The sequence below is a fragment of the Anabaena sp. FACHB-1237 genome (assembly GCF_014696225.1).
In the GTDB taxonomy this organism is placed as follows: Bacteria; Cyanobacteriota; Cyanobacteriia; order Cyanobacteriales; family Nostocaceae; genus FACHB-1237.
This window is the reverse complement of record NZ_JACJPV010000018.1, coordinates 17,780-36,177: the sequence shown is the minus strand read 5'-3', so window position 1 is coordinate 36,177 and position 18,398 is coordinate 17,780. Positions and strand designations below refer to the sequence as shown.

At 36.3% G+C, this 18,398-nt stretch carries 13 protein-coding genes; 6 read left to right on the top strand and 7 right to left on the bottom strand.

The features are described 5' to 3' along the window. Positions 1-606: 606 nt before the first annotated feature. From zds to H6F32_RS11040, 3 genes are all read left to right on the top strand, one after another. Positions 607-2,046 (top strand): 9,9'-di-cis-zeta-carotene desaturase, encoded by a 1,440-nt coding sequence (gene zds, locus H6F32_RS11050; RefSeq protein ID WP_190369389.1) that lies wholly within the window; start codon positions 607-609, stop codon positions 2,044-2,046. Positions 2,047-2,346: 300 nt separating this feature from the next. Beyond that, positions 2,347-2,799, top strand: a complete 453-nt coding sequence (locus H6F32_RS11045; protein ID WP_190369388.1) for an SRPBCC family protein — start codon at positions 2,347-2,349, stop codon at positions 2,797-2,799. Between the two features lie 45 nt (positions 2,800-2,844). Beyond that, positions 2,845-4,293 (top strand): cobyrinate a,c-diamide synthase, encoded by a 1,449-nt coding sequence (locus tag H6F32_RS11040; protein WP_190369387.1) that lies wholly within the window; start codon positions 2,845-2,847, stop codon positions 4,291-4,293. A gap of 115 nt (positions 4,294-4,408) precedes the next feature. Here H6F32_RS11040 and H6F32_RS20535 read toward each other — a convergent pair whose 3' ends face one another. Further along, positions 4,409-4,507, bottom strand: a complete 99-nt coding sequence (locus H6F32_RS20535; RefSeq protein WP_242031104.1) for a DUF29 domain-containing protein — start codon at positions 4,505-4,507, stop codon at positions 4,409-4,411. 51 nt (positions 4,508-4,558) lie between these two features. Beyond that, entirely contained in the window at positions 4,559-4,798 is a 240-nt protein-coding gene (locus H6F32_RS11035) for a hypothetical protein (RefSeq protein WP_190369386.1), read from the bottom strand. Between the two features lie 249 nt (positions 4,799-5,047). Here H6F32_RS11035 and nrdJ point away from each other — a divergent pair, with 249 nt between their 5' ends. Next, positions 5,048-8,443: a ribonucleoside-triphosphate reductase, adenosylcobalamin-dependent gene (gene nrdJ / locus H6F32_RS11030; protein WP_190369385.1), complete on the top strand. Its 3,396-nt coding sequence runs from the start codon at positions 5,048-5,050 to the stop codon at positions 8,441-8,443. Between the two features lie 592 nt (positions 8,444-9,035). Here nrdJ and rpe read toward each other — a convergent pair. Further along, a complete protein-coding gene (gene rpe / locus H6F32_RS11025) occupies positions 9,036-9,731 on the bottom strand; it encodes a ribulose-phosphate 3-epimerase (protein WP_190369384.1) in 696 nt (231 codons plus the stop codon). Positions 9,732-9,890: 159 nt separating this feature from the next. Between rpe and H6F32_RS11020 the strand changes: the two genes are divergently transcribed. Further along, the gene (locus tag H6F32_RS11020; protein ID WP_190369383.1) at positions 9,891-11,468 is read left to right on the top strand and encodes a S8 family serine peptidase; all 1,578 of its coding nucleotides are present in this window, start codon (positions 9,891-9,893) and stop codon (positions 11,466-11,468) included. A gap of 288 nt (positions 11,469-11,756) precedes the next feature. On the opposite strand, the gene H6F32_RS11015 is transcribed toward H6F32_RS11020, so the two are convergent. From H6F32_RS11015 to tig, 4 genes are all read right to left on the bottom strand, one after another. Then, positions 11,757-12,596 (bottom strand): alpha/beta fold hydrolase, encoded by an 840-nt coding sequence (locus H6F32_RS11015; RefSeq protein ID WP_190369382.1) that lies wholly within the window; start codon positions 12,594-12,596, stop codon positions 11,757-11,759. Between the two features lie 113 nt (positions 12,597-12,709). Continuing rightward, positions 12,710-14,053, bottom strand: coding sequence for an ATP-dependent protease ATP-binding subunit ClpX (clpX, locus tag H6F32_RS11010; RefSeq protein ID WP_190369381.1), 1,344 nt, complete (start codon positions 14,051-14,053; stop codon positions 12,710-12,712). Between the two features lie 9 nt (positions 14,054-14,062). Further along, entirely contained in the window at positions 14,063-14,761 is a 699-nt protein-coding gene (gene clpP, locus H6F32_RS11005) for an ATP-dependent Clp endopeptidase proteolytic subunit ClpP (RefSeq protein ID WP_190369380.1), read from the bottom strand. Between the two features lie 273 nt (positions 14,762-15,034). Next, on the bottom strand, positions 15,035-16,402 hold the full coding sequence (gene tig, locus H6F32_RS11000; RefSeq protein WP_190369379.1) for a trigger factor: 1,368 nt from the start codon (positions 16,400-16,402) through the stop codon (positions 15,035-15,037). A gap of 947 nt (positions 16,403-17,349) precedes the next feature. Between tig and H6F32_RS10995 the strand changes: the two genes are divergently transcribed. Further along, positions 17,350-18,366, top strand: coding sequence for an aspartate-semialdehyde dehydrogenase (locus H6F32_RS10995; RefSeq protein WP_190369378.1), 1,017 nt, complete (start codon positions 17,350-17,352; stop codon positions 18,364-18,366). The last annotated feature ends 32 nt before the right edge of the window (positions 18,367-18,398 follow it).

Sequence of the window (18,398 nt, the reverse complement as noted above, 5' to 3'; positions counted from 1 at the left end):
AAAAGTTACAAAAATGAAAATCTTACTCTTGTGTACCTGGAGTGCCTGTGCGTGAAACCTTGATCATACCCTTAATCAGCTACGTAAAGTTACTTTTTCACTATTTGGAGGTTGTTTATTGTGATTGTCTGAATCGGGATAACCAGGATTTTAGGATGTACAGGATTGTTATTTATAGATTATCTGTGAATATTGAATGATCAGATTTTTTGGAAATAAAAATATATTCTATATCCTTGACAAAAACCTTTATTTCCTAAACAACATCCTGAAAATTCTGACATCCTGGATAAGCTGTTGTCCCTTTAACTTGAATAATTAATACAAGCAAGATGCTTGTGCTACTGTAACTTCAGGTTTTTTAATTATACAGTGAGTGCTGCACATTAGCTTATCCTGATTCAGACAAATAATAAAATATATTCTATATCCTTCTATATCCTTGACAAAAACCTTTATTTCCTAAACAACATCCTGAAAATTCTGACATCCTGGATATCCTGATTCAGACAAAATCACATCCTAAAAATCCTTTAATCCTAATTCTGACAAAGATGTACAAACTTCTGTTACAATTTGTAAAGAAACTGAACAAGGAACGAGGGAATGCGTGTTGCAATTGTAGGTGCAGGTTTAGCAGGTTTAGTGACTGCTATAGACTTAGTTGATGCGGGTTGTGAGGTACAAATATTTGAATCTCGTCCGTTTGTGGGTGGTAAAGTTAGTAGTTGGGTAGATGCGGATGGCAACCATATTGAAATGGGCTTGCACGTATTTTTTGGCTGCTACTACAATTTGTTTGCATTGATGGAAAAAGTGGGATCACGAGATAATCTACTTCTCAAAGAGCATATCCACACTTTTATTAATAAAGGTGGCACAACAGGAGCTTTAGACTTCCGCTTTATCACAGGTGCGCCTTTTAACGGGTTAAAGGCATTTCTTACCAGTTCACAACTGTCCTTACAAGATAAAATACAAAATGCGATCGCTCTTGGTACTAGCCCCATTGTACGCGGATTAGTAGACTTTGAAGGAGCAATGAAAAATATCCGCGATTTAGATAATATTAGTTTTGCCGATTGGTTTTACAGTCATGGCGGTAATAAGGGTAGTATTAAACGAATGTGGGACCCTATCGCTTATGCTTTGGGTTTCATAAACTGTGAGAACATTTCCGCTCGTTGTATGCTGACAATTTTCCAATTTTTTGCAGTGAGAACCGAAGCCTCCATACTGCGAATGTTGGCAGGATCACCTGCTGAATACTTACTTAAACCTATGGTGGAGTATTTAGAAGCTAGAGGTACAAAAATATACACCCGTCGCCAAGTAAGAGAAATTCAATTTGCGGAAACTGAGCAAGAAACCCGTGTTACTGGTATAGCAGTAGCCCAAGGTGATACGGAAGAAGTAATTACAGCGGATGCTTATTTATGTGCTTGTGATGTACCGGGAATACAGCGTGTATTACCCCAAGCATGGCGAAAATGGCCAGAATTTGACAATATTTATAAATTAGAAGCTGTTCCTGTAGCCACTGTACAATTAAGATTTGATGGTTGGGTGACAGAATTACAAGATGAACAAAAACGCAAACAATTAAATCACGCGGCAGGTTTAGATAATTTATTATATACTGGAGATGCTGATTTTTCCTGTTTTGCAGATTTGGCATTAACTAGTCCTAAAGACTATTATCGTCCCGGCCAAGGTTCATTATTACAGTTAGTTTTAACACCAGGAGATCCATTTATTAAAGAAAGTAATGAAGCGATCGCTAACCATGTGTTAAAACAAGTTCATGAGTTATTTCCATCATCCAGAGAATTAAACATGACCTGGTATAGTGTGGTTAAATTAGCTCAATCTTTATATAAAGAAGCACCAGGAATGGACGTATATCGCCCTGATCAAAAAACACCAATTCCTAACTTTTTCTTAGCAGGAAGTTACACCCAACAAGACTATATTGATAGTATGGAAGGAGCAACAATTTCTGGAAAACGTGCAGCAAAAGCAATTTTAGAAACTGTGAAGAAATAGGATTTAGTAGGGGTTTAGCAATGCTAAACCCTAAAATGAAAGTAGCACAAGCATCTTGCTTGCATAACTTATCCAAATGAAAGTAGCACAAGCATCTTGCTTGCATAACTTGTCCAAATGAAAGTAGCACAAGCATCTTGCTTGCATAACTTATCCAAATGAAAGTAGCACAAGCATCTTGCTTGCATAACTTATCCAAATGAAAGTAGCACAAGCATCTTGCTTGCATAACTTATCCAAATTAAACAAGCCATACCTTATCCTTAATTCAAACATTAGCAAAAAAAAAACTAAAAAAACATGACATCAAACTGGTTAGAACATAGTGTACAAATTGAAGTAGACGCTCCCATAGATTTAGTATGGGAACTATGGTCAGATTTGGAACAAATGCCAAATTGGATGAAATGGATTGATTCTGTTAAAATATCTGAAGATGATCCGGAAATTTCTCTGTGGACATTAAAAACCGGTAGTTTAGAATTTACCTGGAAATCTCGCAATACAAAAATTATCTCTCATCAAATTATCCAATGGGAATCTGTAGACGGTCTACCAAATCGCGGAGCAATTCGTTTTTATGATCGTCATGCTGGTACAATTGTGAAAATGTCTATTGCTTATGATGTTCCTGGTTTTTTAGGTAAATTAATGGATAATTTATTTTTAGGAAAAGTTGTTGAGTCAACCATTCAAGCAGATTTAGAAAGATTTAAAGCATATACTTTAAAAAAAGTGAGAAGTGATAATTGATAATTGAAAATTCATAAGTATAAGTAATGGTAAATATCCACAATTATGGCTATTATTATTGCTGGAGAACGTAGTGGGGTTGGTAAAACAACAGTTACGCTTTCTTTACTAGCTTCTTTATGTCGTCAAAACGCCAATCTTGCATCAAAAGTACAATCTTTTAAAGTGGGTCCAGATTATATTGATCCTATGTTTCATCAATATGTCACTGGCCTACCTTGTCGTAATTTAGATGCTGTATTAACTTCAGAAAATTACATTAAAAAATGTTTTCAACGTCATATTTCTAATGCAGAATATGGTTTAATTGAAGGCGTAATGGGTTTATTTGATGGTGTAGGTAATGAATATCAATCAAATATATCAAATCAATCCAATAATCAACTAATTACTGATTTTGGTAGTACAGCACATATCGCTAGATTATTAAATATTCCTGTATTATTAGTTATTGATTGTAGTCGTTTATCTGGTTCAGTAGCAGCGATCGCTCACGGTTATTGTAAACTAGATCCGAGAATTAAAATAGCAGGTTTAGTATTAAATCGTGTAGGTAGTGAGCGACATTTATCATTATTACAAAACTCATTAAAACCCCTAGAAATTCCCATTTTAGGAGTTTTAAGACGGGAAGATAATATTACCATACCAGATCGTCATTTAGGGTTAATTCCCACAGGAGAATTATCGGAATTAGATAATATTATTGATCGTTTAGCAACATTAGGAGATCATTGTTTTGATTGGCCAAAATTATTACCTTTATTAAAATCTGGTACTTCTAATAATATTTCTAATAATATTTATAATAGTATTTATCAAAATATTCATCAAAAATTTACCAATATTCAAACAAATATTAAAATTGCAGTAGCAAAAGATCAAGCATTTAACTTTTATTATCAAGATAACTTAGACATTTTAGAACAATTAGGAGCAAAATTAATATATTGGAGTCCATTAAAAGATCACAAACTACCAGAAAATATTCAAGGTATGTATTTTGGTGGTGGTTTTCCTGAAGTATTTGCTGAAAAATTAGCAGAAAATAAAGAAGTTATTCAACAAGTAAAAACTGCCATTTTATCAGGAATACCCACAATAGCAGAATGTGGAGGACTGATGTATTTATGTGAAAATATCATTGATTTTGATGGAAAATCTTGGCCAATGGTAGGAATATTACCCACCTCCGCACAAATGGATAAGAAATTAACTTTAGGATATCGTCGCGCAGTTATCTTAGAAAATACCTGGTTATTAAATACAGGTAATAATGGTAATAATAATAATTATATCTACGGCCATGAATTTCATCGTTCTCACGTTATTAATAATTGTGAAAAACCTTTATTTAATACCTATCGTTATGATAATTCAGAAAATACAGGTTTTGAAGGTTGGAATTTACCCAATGTTCACGCTTCTTATATTCATCAACATTGGGGAGAAAGTTTAGAAATTCCCCAAAGGTTTTTAGAAACTTGTAGATAGAAAATTATTTTTAATATAGCGGTATGCACTTGAATGAGATACAGAATTTAACTAAAAAACCATACACAAAAGGACTTTCAACTCTGTTCCCTGTTTGCTGCTATAAATTATCCATTTATCCATAAAATTCATCATCTAAAATTTCTTCCAAAGTAAAAGGACATAAATGAGGATAAGCTGTTGTGCCTTTAACTTGAATAATTAATACAAGCAAGATGCTTGTGCTACTGTAACTTTAATTCCAGCTTTGTATGGGAATTATCACTTATTCGATAATTCTATCATTTTTCCGATCATTACTCCAAGCCCACCACACACAACCACAATGACATTGATAAAATTCTTGCCATTTACGTTTATTTTCTACTGTCAACACAGGCGATCGCCTATTTAACCATACATTAACTGCTTCTCTACTAGTAGCATGGCATTTAGGACAATGAAATTCATAAGCGTGTATTGCTTGATTTGTCCATTCTGGAGGAGTAGGTGCAAAAGCGTCCATAAGTAATTGTTGATTTCTATGAAGTTCATTTAGTATTATTTATTGTGAACAAGCCATAAGGAAAATTCACGGTGTATTTATTCTACATATTCCAGTAATATTTTACTAATTTTAGGTTTTTTGTACAACCCAACAGTCAGGAGTAGGGATTTAGCAATGCTAAACCCGTAAGATTTAAAAGTCAAAATTTTTACTCTCAAATCCATGATTACTACTTGCCACTATTTGTGTTAGAATTGTGGTTTTATTATGATTCAAGAACTTTCACGTCAACGTCAGAGTGCCACTTTTCCAGAGTCAGCACCGGCAGCTAACCCCGTATTTTTTAGAACTTATAGCCGCCGTACCGCAGCCGGACTCAGAGAAAGTTATGATCAGGTGTGCGATCGCACGATTAAGGGTTTAGTAGAATTAGGAAAATTAACCAAGGAAGAAGCGGCTCTCTTGGATAAAATGCAGCGTCAATTAAAAGCCCTTCCTAGCGGTCGTTGGATGTGGGTAGGAGGCACGGAATGGATGTCTAAACCCAAAAACTTCCCTGGAGGCTATAATTGCACTTCTACCAACTTAGTAGACTGGAAATCCTTTGGTTTAATGATGGACTTGGCCATGATGGGTTGTGGCACTGGTGCAATCATACAACCACAGTATATTAATCAACTTCCCGTCATCCGTAATTATTTGAATATTACCATTCAAGGAGAAATTGGTAGTACACCAACAGAAAAACGCCGGGAATTTACAGATGTGATTGTCAAAGATAACACTGTAAATATTTACGTTGGTGATAGTCGAGAAGGTTGGGTAAAATCCTATCAAACTATTCTGGAATTATCCACTGATGAACGTTTTACCAGTAAAGTGCAGGTAATTGTAGATGTTTCCGATGTCCGTAAATCTGGGGAAGTGCTTAAAGGATTTGGTGGCATTGCTAACCCAGTGAAATTATCGGGACTTTATCAACGTATTGCATCAATATTGAATAAAGCAGTAGGCAGAAAATTAAATTCTGTTGAATGTTGTCTGCTTATTGACGAAGCAGCAGTTACTATAGTTGCAGGTAATGTGCGCCGAAGTGCCGGTATGCGGCAATTCGTATCAGATGATGAGTTAGGAAGTAAAGCTAAGGACAACTTATGGCAGCAAGATGCACAAGGTAACTGGAGTATTGACCCAGAACGTGATGCTTTACGAATGGCGAACCATACAAGAGTATTTCATCATAAACCTACCTTAAACGAATGTATAGAGTCGGTACAAAAGCAGTACTATAGTGGAGAAGGTGCAATTCAATGGGCTGGGGAAGCAGTAGCTAGAGCTAATATAGATTTATTGACAACCCAAGAGTTAAAAATTGACTTTGTACAAGCATATCAGCAAGGTAAGGGTAAAGATTGGATACAAGAACGTTATCCAAAAATAGATAATCAAGAACTAGAGCATCGTTTAAGTAGATATGGTTTAAATCCATGCCACGCAGGGGATACATTGGTATCTACAAATCAAGGATTAGTACCGATTAAAGAATTAGTAGGTAAACCATTTCAAGCCTTAGTTGACTTGCGTGCTGTAGGGCTAGATGGAGTTAGACTGACAGACGCGATCGCTTTTCCCACAGGAGTACAAACAACCTATCTCATTACCCTAGCAAACGGCCAGCAAATGAGATGTACTGCTGACCATCAACACTTTACCAATCATGGATGGGTAGCAACCAAAGACTTAACATCTGATCATCATATCTACATCCAAAAAGGTGCAGGATATTTTGGAGAAGGTACTATTACAGTTGAACAAGCGCAAATGTTGGGATGGTTATACAGTGATGACTCAACCTATCAAGGTTATAAAGAATTAGATGCTGTATTCTACATCAACCAAAATGAGTACAAAACCGCTTTTCCTGTGTTGACTGCTGCTGTGGAATCTTTGACAGGTTATAGTCATAAACCAAACCTAGTTAAAGGTGCTTGTACGTTGCATAATGACTCACCTTTAGTAGATTCACTTTGCAATAAACTAGGTGTAAAATCTAAAGACTATTTACCAGATCAGTTTTTATCTCAATCACAAGAGGTAATTATTGGTTTCTTGCAAGGATTATTTTCTGCAGATGGTTGTGTTAACGTCAAAGGTAGAAATATTGAACTGCGTAACCGCTCACGACAATTACTTGCTCAAATTCAGATCATCCTACTTAATTTAGGAATTAAAAGCAGTCTCCTGATCAAAGAAAAAGCAGGAAGCAGGGGAGTTCCATGCACATTAAAAGATGGAACTGAGAAAGTCAGCCAAAATAGGGATAGTTGCAGACTGATGATCTATTCAGCAGCGGAAGCAACAAAATTTTGGCAATTAATAGGTTTCCCTTTAATACCTGATAAACAGGAATGTTTAGCAACACTAGCTACTAAGGAGTCATCCAGGAAATATAGTGAAGCTATTATTAGTCAAAGATTCACTTCAAAAGTTAAAAGCATTGAAGAATTTGGTGAAGAACCAGTTTATGATCTTCATGTTCCCCTAACCCACTCTTTTATTGCCAATGGTTGTATTACGCACAATTGTGGTGAAATTATAGGTACTAATTTCTTTTGCAATTTAGCGGAAGTTCACTTAAACCAACTCGATCCCGATAACTACAAAGAACAAGAAGAAGCATTTACGGCTAGTGCGCTATCCGTAGCCACATTATTAAATCATCATTTCCTTGAACCCCGCTATCAATATAGTCGGGAACTTGATCCCATTGTGGGAGTTTCCTTTACTGGGCTATTCGACTTCTTCGTTCATGCTTTTGGTGTAAACTGGTTGCATTGGTGGGAACAAGGTAGACCAGAAACCCCAGAAGGTTTAATCTTTAAACGTGCAGAAGCAGAATATCTCAGCCGGTGGAAAGATATAGTCCATCAAACCGTCTGGAATTATTGCGACAAACATGGTCTTAAACGTCCTAATCGTTGTACTACGGTACAACCTTCGGGAACTAAAGCACTTTTAACCGGAGCTTCTCCTGGTTGGCATCCTCCTAAAGCGCAAAGATTCATCCGCCGCATCACTTTCGGTAAAAATGACCCTGTGGCTTTAGCTTGTTTAGAATATGGGTATAGTATTATACCATCTCAATCCGATAAAGATGAAAAGGGTAATTTACTAAATGACCCATTTGATCCCAGATGTACAGAGTGGTTAGTAGAAATACCTGTGGCTGTGTCCTGGGCAGATTTACCTGGTGCTGATGAAATTGATGTATCTAAATTTTCAGTTTTAGCACAGTTAGACTTTGTGATGCAGGTACAAAAATATTACACTGCTCATAATACTTCAGCAACTTTAGAATTACGTTCTGAAGAGATTGAACCTTTAGGTACACGCATTTATGAGGCCATTAAAAATGATGAGGGTTATATCTCTGCGGCTTTATTAGCACGGTTTGATGATATTCAAACATTTCCTAGATTGCCTTTTGAACCTATAGATGCAGAAACCTATAAACTGTTATCTAAACAAGTGAAGGAAAGACGGAAAAATGATGATTTTTGTGGAGTATTAAGCCGTTATGATTTAGGGGAAATGTCAGAAGTCGGACCTAGCGGTTGTGACTCTGATAAGTGTATGTTCCCAGATCAGAAACCAACGTCATAAACCAGTATCATACAAAATGGGCGTTGCTGAACTCAGGTTGAAACTTTGCATCTAACGCCAGTGCTTCGCTTCGCTGATGCGGGAAATAAATTAGGACTTACGCAAGTGTCACAGTAAAAAATCTGTTGAGTGGGTGCGTCAGATATCAACAATTTGGTTATTTACATGATTTATACTGTCGAACCACACCCTACCAATATGCCAGTTGCGTAAGTCCTGTAAATATCATACTCCAATTCAGCAACGCCTAAATTTCTAATTACATAGTATTTAACGATGCTAGGATCAATTAACAGTAACTGAAAAGCTAACAATTACTAACAATTAGCTACTTATGCTTACTGTGAAAAGTCACACAGCACATTCCATCTACATGAGGTACACTATGAACACCGCAAGATGCCTGTGTTACAAGGGTTTTATCATTAACATCTGTACCTCATAATAACGGAAACTGCTGTAGTTACACAGGATGGTTATTTTCAGGAAGTTGAAAATTTACAATCAGTTTCTTGGATATGGACGTAAATTTCTAAGATCAAAAATCCCCAACTTCTCGAAGAAATGGGGAATTTTGGTAAAAACTATTAAATTACACTCCTGCTAATTCAGGAACAGGACGTTTGCTATGACGGATATCATGGATAGCTTTAGCATAGTCAGGAGCGTTAAATACTGCTGAACCAGCAACGATCGCATTAGCGCCAGCTTCTAAAACCTGCCAAGTATTGTTAGCTTTTAGACCACCATCAACTTCAATCCAAGGATCTAAACCACGTTCATCGCACATTTGACGCAATTTACGAATTTTGGGGACAACACCAGGTATAAAACTTTGTCCACCAAAACCAGGGTTAACACTCATAATAAGAATCAAATCGCATAGTTCTAAAACATACTCAATTAATTCTAAAGGTGTACCGGGGTTAAGTACCACACCAGCTTGTTTACCAAGTTCTTTAATTTGCCCTAATGTACGATGTAAATGAGGTGATGCGTTATGCTCGGCATGAACTGAAATAATATCAGCACCAGCCTTAGCAAAACCTTCTACATACTTTTCTGGTTCAACTATCATTAAATGAACATCCAGAGGTTTAGTTGTGACAGGACGAACAGCTTCTACAATTAATGGACCAATGGTAATATTAGGTACAAAACGACCATCCATTACATCAACGTGAATCCAATCAGCACCAGCTTTATCTACAGCGCGTATTTCATCGCCTAAACGGCTAAAATCAGCAGAAAGAATGGAAGGAGAGATTACAATAGGTTTTTGGGACATGAGATTTGGAGATGTTAGATTATCGTTATTGGGTTGTTTGGTTCTTTGTCTGTAAGTATTGTAACAAAATAGTAAGAAAAATTAAAAATTAAAAATTGTCAAAAATTGTCAAAGATTGAAAATTAGCAAAAAATCCATCAATTCTAATCTATATTACTTATGAAACAAAGTTGGATAATTTATGGTTTGAGTATTGCTTGTTTAACTTTACCAGTATTGGCCACTGTAAAAATAGTGGATTTTTTAGGAACTAATGGTATTGATGCTAGAAAGTTACAACAAGCCCCTTATAATTTATCTGGAAAGAAGATTGCCATAGGTCAGGTAGAAATCGGCCGTCCTGGTATGTTTGGTTGGGATAAAAAAGTCTCAACAAATCGCGCTCTTTCTCCTGTGGCTGTATTTGTACGTGATAGAAAAGCTAAATCCAATGCTGGAGTAGAATCCCATGCGTATAATGTAGCTGGGGTCATGGTTAGTCAAGACAAGGCTTTTATAGGTGTTTCCCCAAAAGCGCGGTTATATGCTTCCGCAGTGGGAATGACAAAGAAAATGAATCAAGCAGAGGAATGTTTATCAACGCAGTTTATCGCTTTACAAAATGGTGGAGATTTACGAGCGATTAATTTTAGTTTTGGTGAACCTTTGGAACGTGATACTCGACCAAATGCGGTATTAGATGGTAACGCTTTGTTAACATTGTGTATTGATTGGTCTAGTCGAGTCCATGATGTAGTATATGCGATCGCTGGAAATCAAGGAAAAGGGGGAATTTCCATTCCTACAGACAATTTTAATGGAATTAACGTTGCTTTTTCATCAGCAAGAGAGGGAATATTTGATAAAGTTCATGTTTCTAATTTAGCAGGTCGTGATCAAAATCGTCTTGTTGGTAAAGAATTTAATATTGGTTCAAGAAATAGCATTAGTATAGTTGCTCCTGGTACTAATATTCCCTTATTAAATCCTGATGGTAAAATCAATAAATCCACAGGTACAAGTTTTGCAGCACCTCAAGTAATAGGTGTAGTTGCATTATTACAAGAATTTGGGGATAAACAGTTAAGAATAAAACAAATTAATTGGACAACAGATACTCGTCGTCATCAAGTAATGAAGGTTATTTTATTAAATTCAGCCGAAAAAATTAAGGATAATGGTGATGGTTTAGCATTAGGAATGACCAGAACATTAGTTGATAAGCAAAATCAAAATTGGTTTAATTCTGATGCTTACAAAGATCCTAAAATTCCCCTAGATGAACAAATGGGATCTGGACATTTAAACGCTTTTCGTGCTTATCAACAATTGAGCGCTGGACAATTTTATCCTAATAAGCCAGTGGGTAATATTGGTTGGAACTTTGGCAAAATTACAACCGATAAAGAGATAGAATATACTTTAGAAAAACCTTTAAAGAGTAAAAGTTTTGTAAGTATTACATTAAATTGGGATAGATTGGTAGAATTAGAAGATAAAAATAATAATGGAAAATATGATATAGATGAGAAATTTAGCGATCGCGGCTTAAATAATCTGGATTTATATTTAGTAAAAGACAACAGTAGTAATTCGGAAATTACCGTTTGTAACTCCGTGAGTGAAGTTGACAATGTAGAACACATTTTTTGTCCTATTCCTGAAGATGGAAAATATAAAATCAAAGTGAAATTTACCAAACAAATTAATGAAAATGTTCAAGATTATGCGTTAGCTTGGTGGACAGTTAGTAAATAGCAAAAATCAGAAATTTTCTTTATATGTAGTTTTTATGTATTACTAGTTGAAGTGCCGAATGTGGGATATACAGCACATTCTATCTACATGAGGTGCACTGTGAACAGGCAAGATGCCTGTGTTACAAGGGTTTTATCATTAACATCTGTACCTCATAATAACGGAAACTGCTGTAAATTATCTGTCAGTAACCTTAACGGCCATGAAATTCATTTCATGGCTAATAACCAAAGTTTACTAAAGCAAACTAGAAATGTTTTCAGTTTTTTTAGTCATCTTTAGATGACTTCAGCTATTATGTAAAAACTCTCTCACCTTGGCTAAATAAGTTTCAGCATCTTCCAACATCGGAAAATGCGCCGTATTCGGAATAATTTGTAACTCCACTTGATCGCTTAAAGCTGCCGCTTTCTTACCTAAATCTGCCGGAATAATAATATCATATTCTCCTGCAATCAACAAAGTAGGTATAGTTAACTTAGAAAATTCACCTGGCATTATTTCCGCCTGCTCCTGACTCACAGAAGTATAAATAGTACCTAAAGCAGCATCATAATGGGCATTAATAAAATCCTCCAGAAAAGCCTGACGTTCATGTTTAGGAATAGAACGATGTAAAAATCTAGCCATAAACATACTATCAGCCAAAGGAATTTTGCTTAACCATTGGGGACGAAATTTAACAACATAACCTCCGAATTTGTGAAAAGCAGAAAAAGCCTTTTCATCATATTCAAAAATACCGCTACAAGTTAAAATTCCCTTTTCTACTTTTTGTGGATAACGATTAAAAAACAAAGTAGCAATGGAAGCACCCATAGAATGGGCATTAATATAAACTTTATCTAGATTTAACTGATTTAATAAAACCGCCAAATCTTCAGCATATTCTGTTAAATCATAACTTAAATTATGATTATTCTGGGGTTGACATTGAGAGCGCCCAAATCCGCGTAAATCATATAATAAACAATCAAAATTATCCAATAAAGCCTGGGCTGTACTTTGCCAATATCTACCAGAACCTGCCCAACCATGCAGAAAAACCATCACAGGTTTAATAATATCGGATGGTTTCTTTATCCATTCATAATAATGATCAACACCACGAACATTTATATAACTCATAATTTGTAGGAAGCAGGTAAGAGGGAACAGGTGACAGATGACAGTAATAAAAACAGTAATAAAATAATATACTAGATATTTTATCTTACCAATCACCAATCACCAATTACCAATTATGCTGACTCTGGTTTTGGTAACGAAGATGGATGTACCAGTAACTCCGCAGTAGAACGTTTTTCTACCATTTCCTTGGTAACAGTACAACGAGTCACATCTTTACGAGATGGTAACTCATACATCACATCTAACATCAACTCTTCCACAATACCACGTAATGCTCTTGCTCCTGTTTTGCGTCGGTATGCTTCTTGAGCGATCGCTCTTAACGCTTCTGTTTTAAAATCTAATTGGACATTATCCATTTTTAACAACTTCTGGTACTGCTTCACTAATGCACTGCGCGGCTCAGTTAAAATCGCCATCAATGCTTCCTCATCCAAAGGATCAACCACAGCAACCATCGGTATACGTCCAATAAATTCAGGAATCATACCAAATTTGACTAAATCATCTGGTTGCAAGTAGCGAAGCGTATCAGCAGCCCGTTTTTCCTTACTTTGTCCTTCTCCTGGTTGTACAAAACCAATAGATTTCTTACCAACGCGCTGATCTACAACTTTTTCTAAACCAACAAAAGCACCACCACAAATAAACAAGATATTACTAGTATCTATTTGAATACAATCTTGATATGGATGTTTTCTTCCGCCTTGAGGTGGAACATTAGCAATTGTTCCCTCCAGCATTTTTAATAACGCTTGTTGTACACCTTCACCAGATACATCCCTAGTAATGGATGGGTTTTCACTCTTACGAGCTATTTTATCAATTTCATCAATGTAGATAATTCCTCTTTGGGCTTCATCTACATCTAAATCAGCCACTTGTAATAATCTTAGCAGAATATTCTCCACATCCTCCCCTACATACCCCGCTTCCGTCAGGGTTGTAGCATCCGCTACAGCAAAAGGAACATCCAGAATTTTCGCTAAAGTTTGTGCTAACAAAGTCTTACCGCATCCAGTTGGACCAATTAGGAGAATATTAGACTTTTGCAGTTCCACGGCATCGTCCGCCACAGGTTTACCATTAGTATTACCTTTAGACTGAAGTATGGCTAAACGTTTGTAATGGTTGTAAACCGCTACCGACAGAACCTTCTTAGCCTCATCCTGTCCAATAACATGATCATCTAAATATTTCTTAATTTCCCTGGGTTTAGGAATTTGATTAAAAGAAATATTACCAGAGCGGCTGTGACGTTTTTGAGATGCTTCAGACTTTTGAGGAGCTTGTGAACCCCCATTAGCTTCTAGCAACTCTTCATCAAGAATTTCATTACACAAGTCAACGCATTCATCGCAGATGTAGACTCCCGGACCTGCGATCAATTTACGTACCTGCTCTTGAGACTTGCCACAAAATGAACATTTTAAATGGGAGTCGTACTTAGACATAGCAGCCTCTTATTTCAAAATTGTGACGTTTTCCCCTGCTGTGGGAAGGTTTTGACGAGAAATCACCTGATCAATTAAACCATAGGTTTTCGCTTCTTCGGCGGACATAAAAAAGTCCCGCTCGGTATCCGCTTCAATTTTTTCCAAGGGTTGACCAGTATGTTTAGATAGTAACTGATTTAACTCACTCTTAATGTAAAGAATTTCCCGGGCTTGAATTTCAATGTCAATAGCTTGGCCTTGAGCACCACCCAGTGGTTGATGAATCATAATGCGAGAGTCAGGTAAAGACATCCGTTTTCCCGGAGTTCCCGAAGTTAACAAAAATGCTCCCATACTAGCAGCTAATCCAAAACAGATTGTTACTACATCAGGGCGTATTTGTTGAATTGTATCATAAATGGCCATCCCCGCATAGACAGAACCACCAGGAGAATTAATGTAAAGTTGAATATCCTTTTCTGCGTCCTCTGAATCTAGGAACAGTAATTGGGCGACAATGGAGTTAGCAACATCATCATCTATGGGTGTTCCCAGGAAAATGATTCTTTCCCGCAGCAGTCGAGAATAGATATCAAAAGCTCTTTCGCCCATACCCGATTGTTCTACAACCATTGGTACAATGTTTTTTGGGCTATGCACGTGGGAATTAACGTGAAGATGACTCAGGCTGTGAACAGGATAATTTCCCGATTGTGATACAAGCATATAAGAATATTTAACGATAAAAGGGGATACAATTCATAGCTTAGTCACTCTTACGGAGTGTTTCGCTATCGCTGATTTTTTGGGAAGTAAATTTTTAGTCACTTTTTGCAGAAAATTAGGTTTTCTCAAATTATGACTATGCCATAATTTTATTATGGCCTATATTAGCTACTTCTGTTGTGATTAAGGTCAGAGAGTGCCAGGTGCAGAGGAGCAGAGAAAAAATTCTGTATTCTGACTCCTAGAACTCCTAGAACTCCTGACTCCTGACTCCTATTCCTCAGTTTCCGCTTCCGCTTCCTTCTGTGTCAAAGAACCTTCTGCTACTAATTCTACTGTTGAATGTTCTAGTAACCAGTCAATAATTTTCTTTGTCAGTAGTTCTTCTTCCACTAACGCACTTAATCTATTGACATCCAGTTTTTCTTCTGAATACTGTTCTATCAATTCTTTCACTCTAGCTTTAATTTCTGCCTCTTCTACTGCGATCGCTTCTTTTTTACCAATTTCTCGCAATGCTAAAGAACGTTTCAGTCTTTCCACCGCTTCAGGACGAGATTTATCTCGCAACTGTGGAATGATTTCTTGTGTAAACAGCTTTCTTACATCTAGCCCTTGTTGTGCTAGTTTCATAGCTGTTTGCTGCAACATCGCATCCACTTCTTGCTCAATCAAAGTCTTAGGTAGATCAATCTCTACATGATTAATCAACTCTTTTAACAACGCTTCCTGTTTATTCTCTAAAGTTTGATCATCCGCTTCCTTTTGATAACGTTCGTTTAACGATGCCCGTAATTCTTCCAAAGTATCGAAATCACTAACTTCCTGAGCAAAATCGTCATCTAATTCTGGAGGTTCTTTCGCTTTGATCTCTTTTAGTGTAATAGTAAACAGTGCTGGTTTTCCAGATAAGTCTTCATTGCTATAACCTTCAGGAAACTGCGCTGATACTTCCTTAGTTTCGCCTGGGTTCATTCCCACTATCCCACTAATAAACCCAGGAATAAACTTATCTTCTTGTAACTCTACCTGAAAGTCTTCTCCAGATCCTCCCTCAATAGGAGTTGGTTCTGTATTGGGATCATCCCCTTCACCTTTCGCTATCACACCTTTAAAATCTATCACGGCTACATCATCCAACTGTGCCGCACGTCCTTCTACTGGTACTAAATCAGCTAGTCTTAATTGTTCCTGCTTGAGAACATTGTCTACCTTCTCAGGATTAAATTTCACTTCTTCAGCTTTAATCTGTAATTCAGTATACTTATTTAAAGTTACCTGTGGTTCTACATCTATTACAGCCGCAAAAGTTAAACTCTCTCCAGGTACATACTGATTAATCAAGTCATCAAATGATGATTTTAACTCAGGTTCCCCAATAGCCGCTATAGACTCTTGTTCAACAGCTTTTTTAACACCTTCTTCAATTAGTTCTTGTAATGCGGTTGCTTTAATACGAATGCTACCTACTTGTTGTAATAAGATATTTCTGGGGGCTTTACCTTTACGAAACCCAGGAACATTGACTGTTTTCGCCAAGTTTTTAATAACTTGCTCATACTTTTGTTTGGTAATTTCTGGTGTAATTTCTATTTCCAGTCCAATTTGACTGGCGGGAAGTTTTTCCTGGGTTACTTTCATTTATTTGCTCCTTATGCTCATCTTATGATATTCTCTCCACATAGAAGTTGTAAATTCACAATATTTGTGGCAATATCATTATAGTTGCTAATTATATGGATAAATATCCAATCTAACTGACTTAAGAAGATTTACCTTCATGGCTGAACTATACAACCGTGATCCTCTCAGCAAATGCTTTAAGGACTGTTTCTGCATCTGTCTATTCTCTCAATCATGACCCATATCTGAATAGGATGAGCCGATTTATCACTGATGTGATTTGCTTACATTACCACCTCAGCACAACTTTACACCATCACAATCATTTTAGATATGGGACACTTTGGAAAATATCCCTTGATTCAGAAATACAGATTACCATTAATAGTAAAGTTTGTCTATGAAAATCAATTAGGTCTACAACATAGTAACATTAGTGTTATGCATTAAAACTCTCAATTAACCTCCACCAAAGCCCCAAAATTAACAAGAATTTTCATGCAGTATATCCAAAAAGTCTTATTGACCAGAACAAACCCATGAAATTCTTTGTTTACTTTTTTCTGACTTTGCTGTATAATGGTGCATTATCTTCTTTATAACTTTGTAATCACCAAATATTGTGAAATATTCTCTTTGTCAATAACTAAGTTATGCAAGAGTTAAGTGTAATATAAATAACTACTTAACTCACAAATAACTGAAAATTGACGTAAGTTCCCCAGTAAGGAGAAATTCTAAGATTATAAGTTAAGACTATAATTTCTAGCATTTATACAATTTTTCAGTATAATCACTGAAAAACGTATAAATTCTGTATGGTAAAAATGATGGAAAATTAAGGAAATCACAAGAAACTAAACAAGAAACTAAATTTTAATAATCTATGTCAGAAATATGTCATAAATATATCATCAAAAAATTATTAATTACTGCAATTTACTGAAAATAAGGAGTGTGAAAAGTTGTCTAAGTCTTATAGTGTAGCTATTTTGGGATCTACAGGTGCTGTAGGAACGGAGTTATTAGAATTACTGGAAACTAGAAATTTTCCCCTAGCTGAGTTAAAATTATTAGCTTCTGAACGCAGCGCAGGAAAAATGCTCAAGTTTAAGGGGGAAGATATTCCCATACAGGTTGTCAGCGATCGCTGTTTAGCAAATACTGATATAGTCCTGGCCAGTGCTGGTGGCAGTATATCCAAAAAATGGGCAAATGTAGCAGTATCACAAGGTGCTGTAATGATTGATAACTCTAGCGCGTTTCGCATGAATGCAGAAGTACCGTTAGTAGTACCAGAAGTCAACCCCCAAGCAGCAAGTAAACATCAAGGGATTATCGCTAATCCCAACTGTACAACCATTTTAATGTCTTTAGCAGTATGGCCATTACATCAAGTACAACCAGTGAAAAGAATTGTCGCAGCAACCTATCAGTCAGCTAGTGGTGCTGGAGCAAAAGCAATGGCAGAAGTGAAGGTACAAAGTGCAGCTATACTAGCAGGAGAAGAACCAGTAGCAGAAGTATTACCTTATCCATTAGCCTTTAATTTATTTCCTCATAACTCCCCATTGACAGACTGGGGTTATTGCGAAGAAGAAATGAAAATGGTCAATGAAACTCGGAAAATATTCGATAATCAAGATATTAGAATTACAGCTACTTGTGTGAGAGTACCCGTACTTCGCGCTCATTCAGAAGCCATAAATCTAGAATTTGCTAACCCTTTTGATCCAGATCAAGCAAGAGATATATTAAGTAAAGCACCAGGAGTAAAATTAGTTGAAGATTGGACAAAAAATTACTTTCCCATGCCTATGGACGCAAGCGGAAAAGATGAGGTATTAGTAGGAAGAATTAGACAAGATATCTCTCATAAATGTGGTTTAGATTTATGGTTATGTGGTGATCAAATTCGTAAAGGTGCAGCTTTAAACGCAGTACAAATTGCGGAATTGTTAATAGAAAAAAACTGGTTTTAAGGTAGCTGTCAGTAGTGAGCTTTTTTAGTTTT

What these genes read in the sequence shown, in the direction of transcription:
- zds (WP_190369389.1), top strand. Translation starts at nt 607, where the DNA reads ATGCGTGTTGCAATTGTAGGTGCAGGTTTAGCAGGTTTAGTGACTGCT.
- H6F32_RS11045 (WP_190369388.1), top strand. Translation starts at nt 2,347, where the DNA reads ATGACATCAAACTGGTTAGAACATAGTGTACAAATTGAAGTAGACGCT.
- H6F32_RS11040 (WP_190369387.1), top strand. Translation starts at nt 2,845, where the DNA reads ATGGCTATTATTATTGCTGGAGAACGTAGTGGGGTTGGTAAAACAACA.
- H6F32_RS11035 (WP_190369386.1), bottom strand. Translation starts at nt 4,798, where the DNA reads ATGGACGCTTTTGCACCTACTCCTCCAGAATGGACAAATCAAGCAATA.
- nrdJ (WP_190369385.1), top strand. Translation starts at nt 5,048, where the DNA reads ATGATTCAAGAACTTTCACGTCAACGTCAGAGTGCCACTTTTCCAGAG.
- rpe (WP_190369384.1), bottom strand. Translation starts at nt 9,731, where the DNA reads ATGTCCCAAAAACCTATTGTAATCTCTCCTTCCATTCTTTCTGCTGAT.
- H6F32_RS11020 (WP_190369383.1), top strand. Translation starts at nt 9,891, where the DNA reads ATGAAACAAAGTTGGATAATTTATGGTTTGAGTATTGCTTGTTTAACT.
- H6F32_RS11015 (WP_190369382.1), bottom strand. Translation starts at nt 12,596, where the DNA reads ATGAGTTATATAAATGTTCGTGGTGTTGATCATTATTATGAATGGATA.
- clpX (WP_190369381.1), bottom strand. Translation starts at nt 14,053, where the DNA reads ATGTCTAAGTACGACTCCCATTTAAAATGTTCATTTTGTGGCAAGTCT.
- clpP (WP_190369380.1), bottom strand. Translation starts at nt 14,761, where the DNA reads ATGCTTGTATCACAATCGGGAAATTATCCTGTTCACAGCCTGAGTCAT.
- tig (WP_190369379.1), bottom strand. Translation starts at nt 16,402, where the DNA reads ATGAAAGTAACCCAGGAAAAACTTCCCGCCAGTCAAATTGGACTGGAA.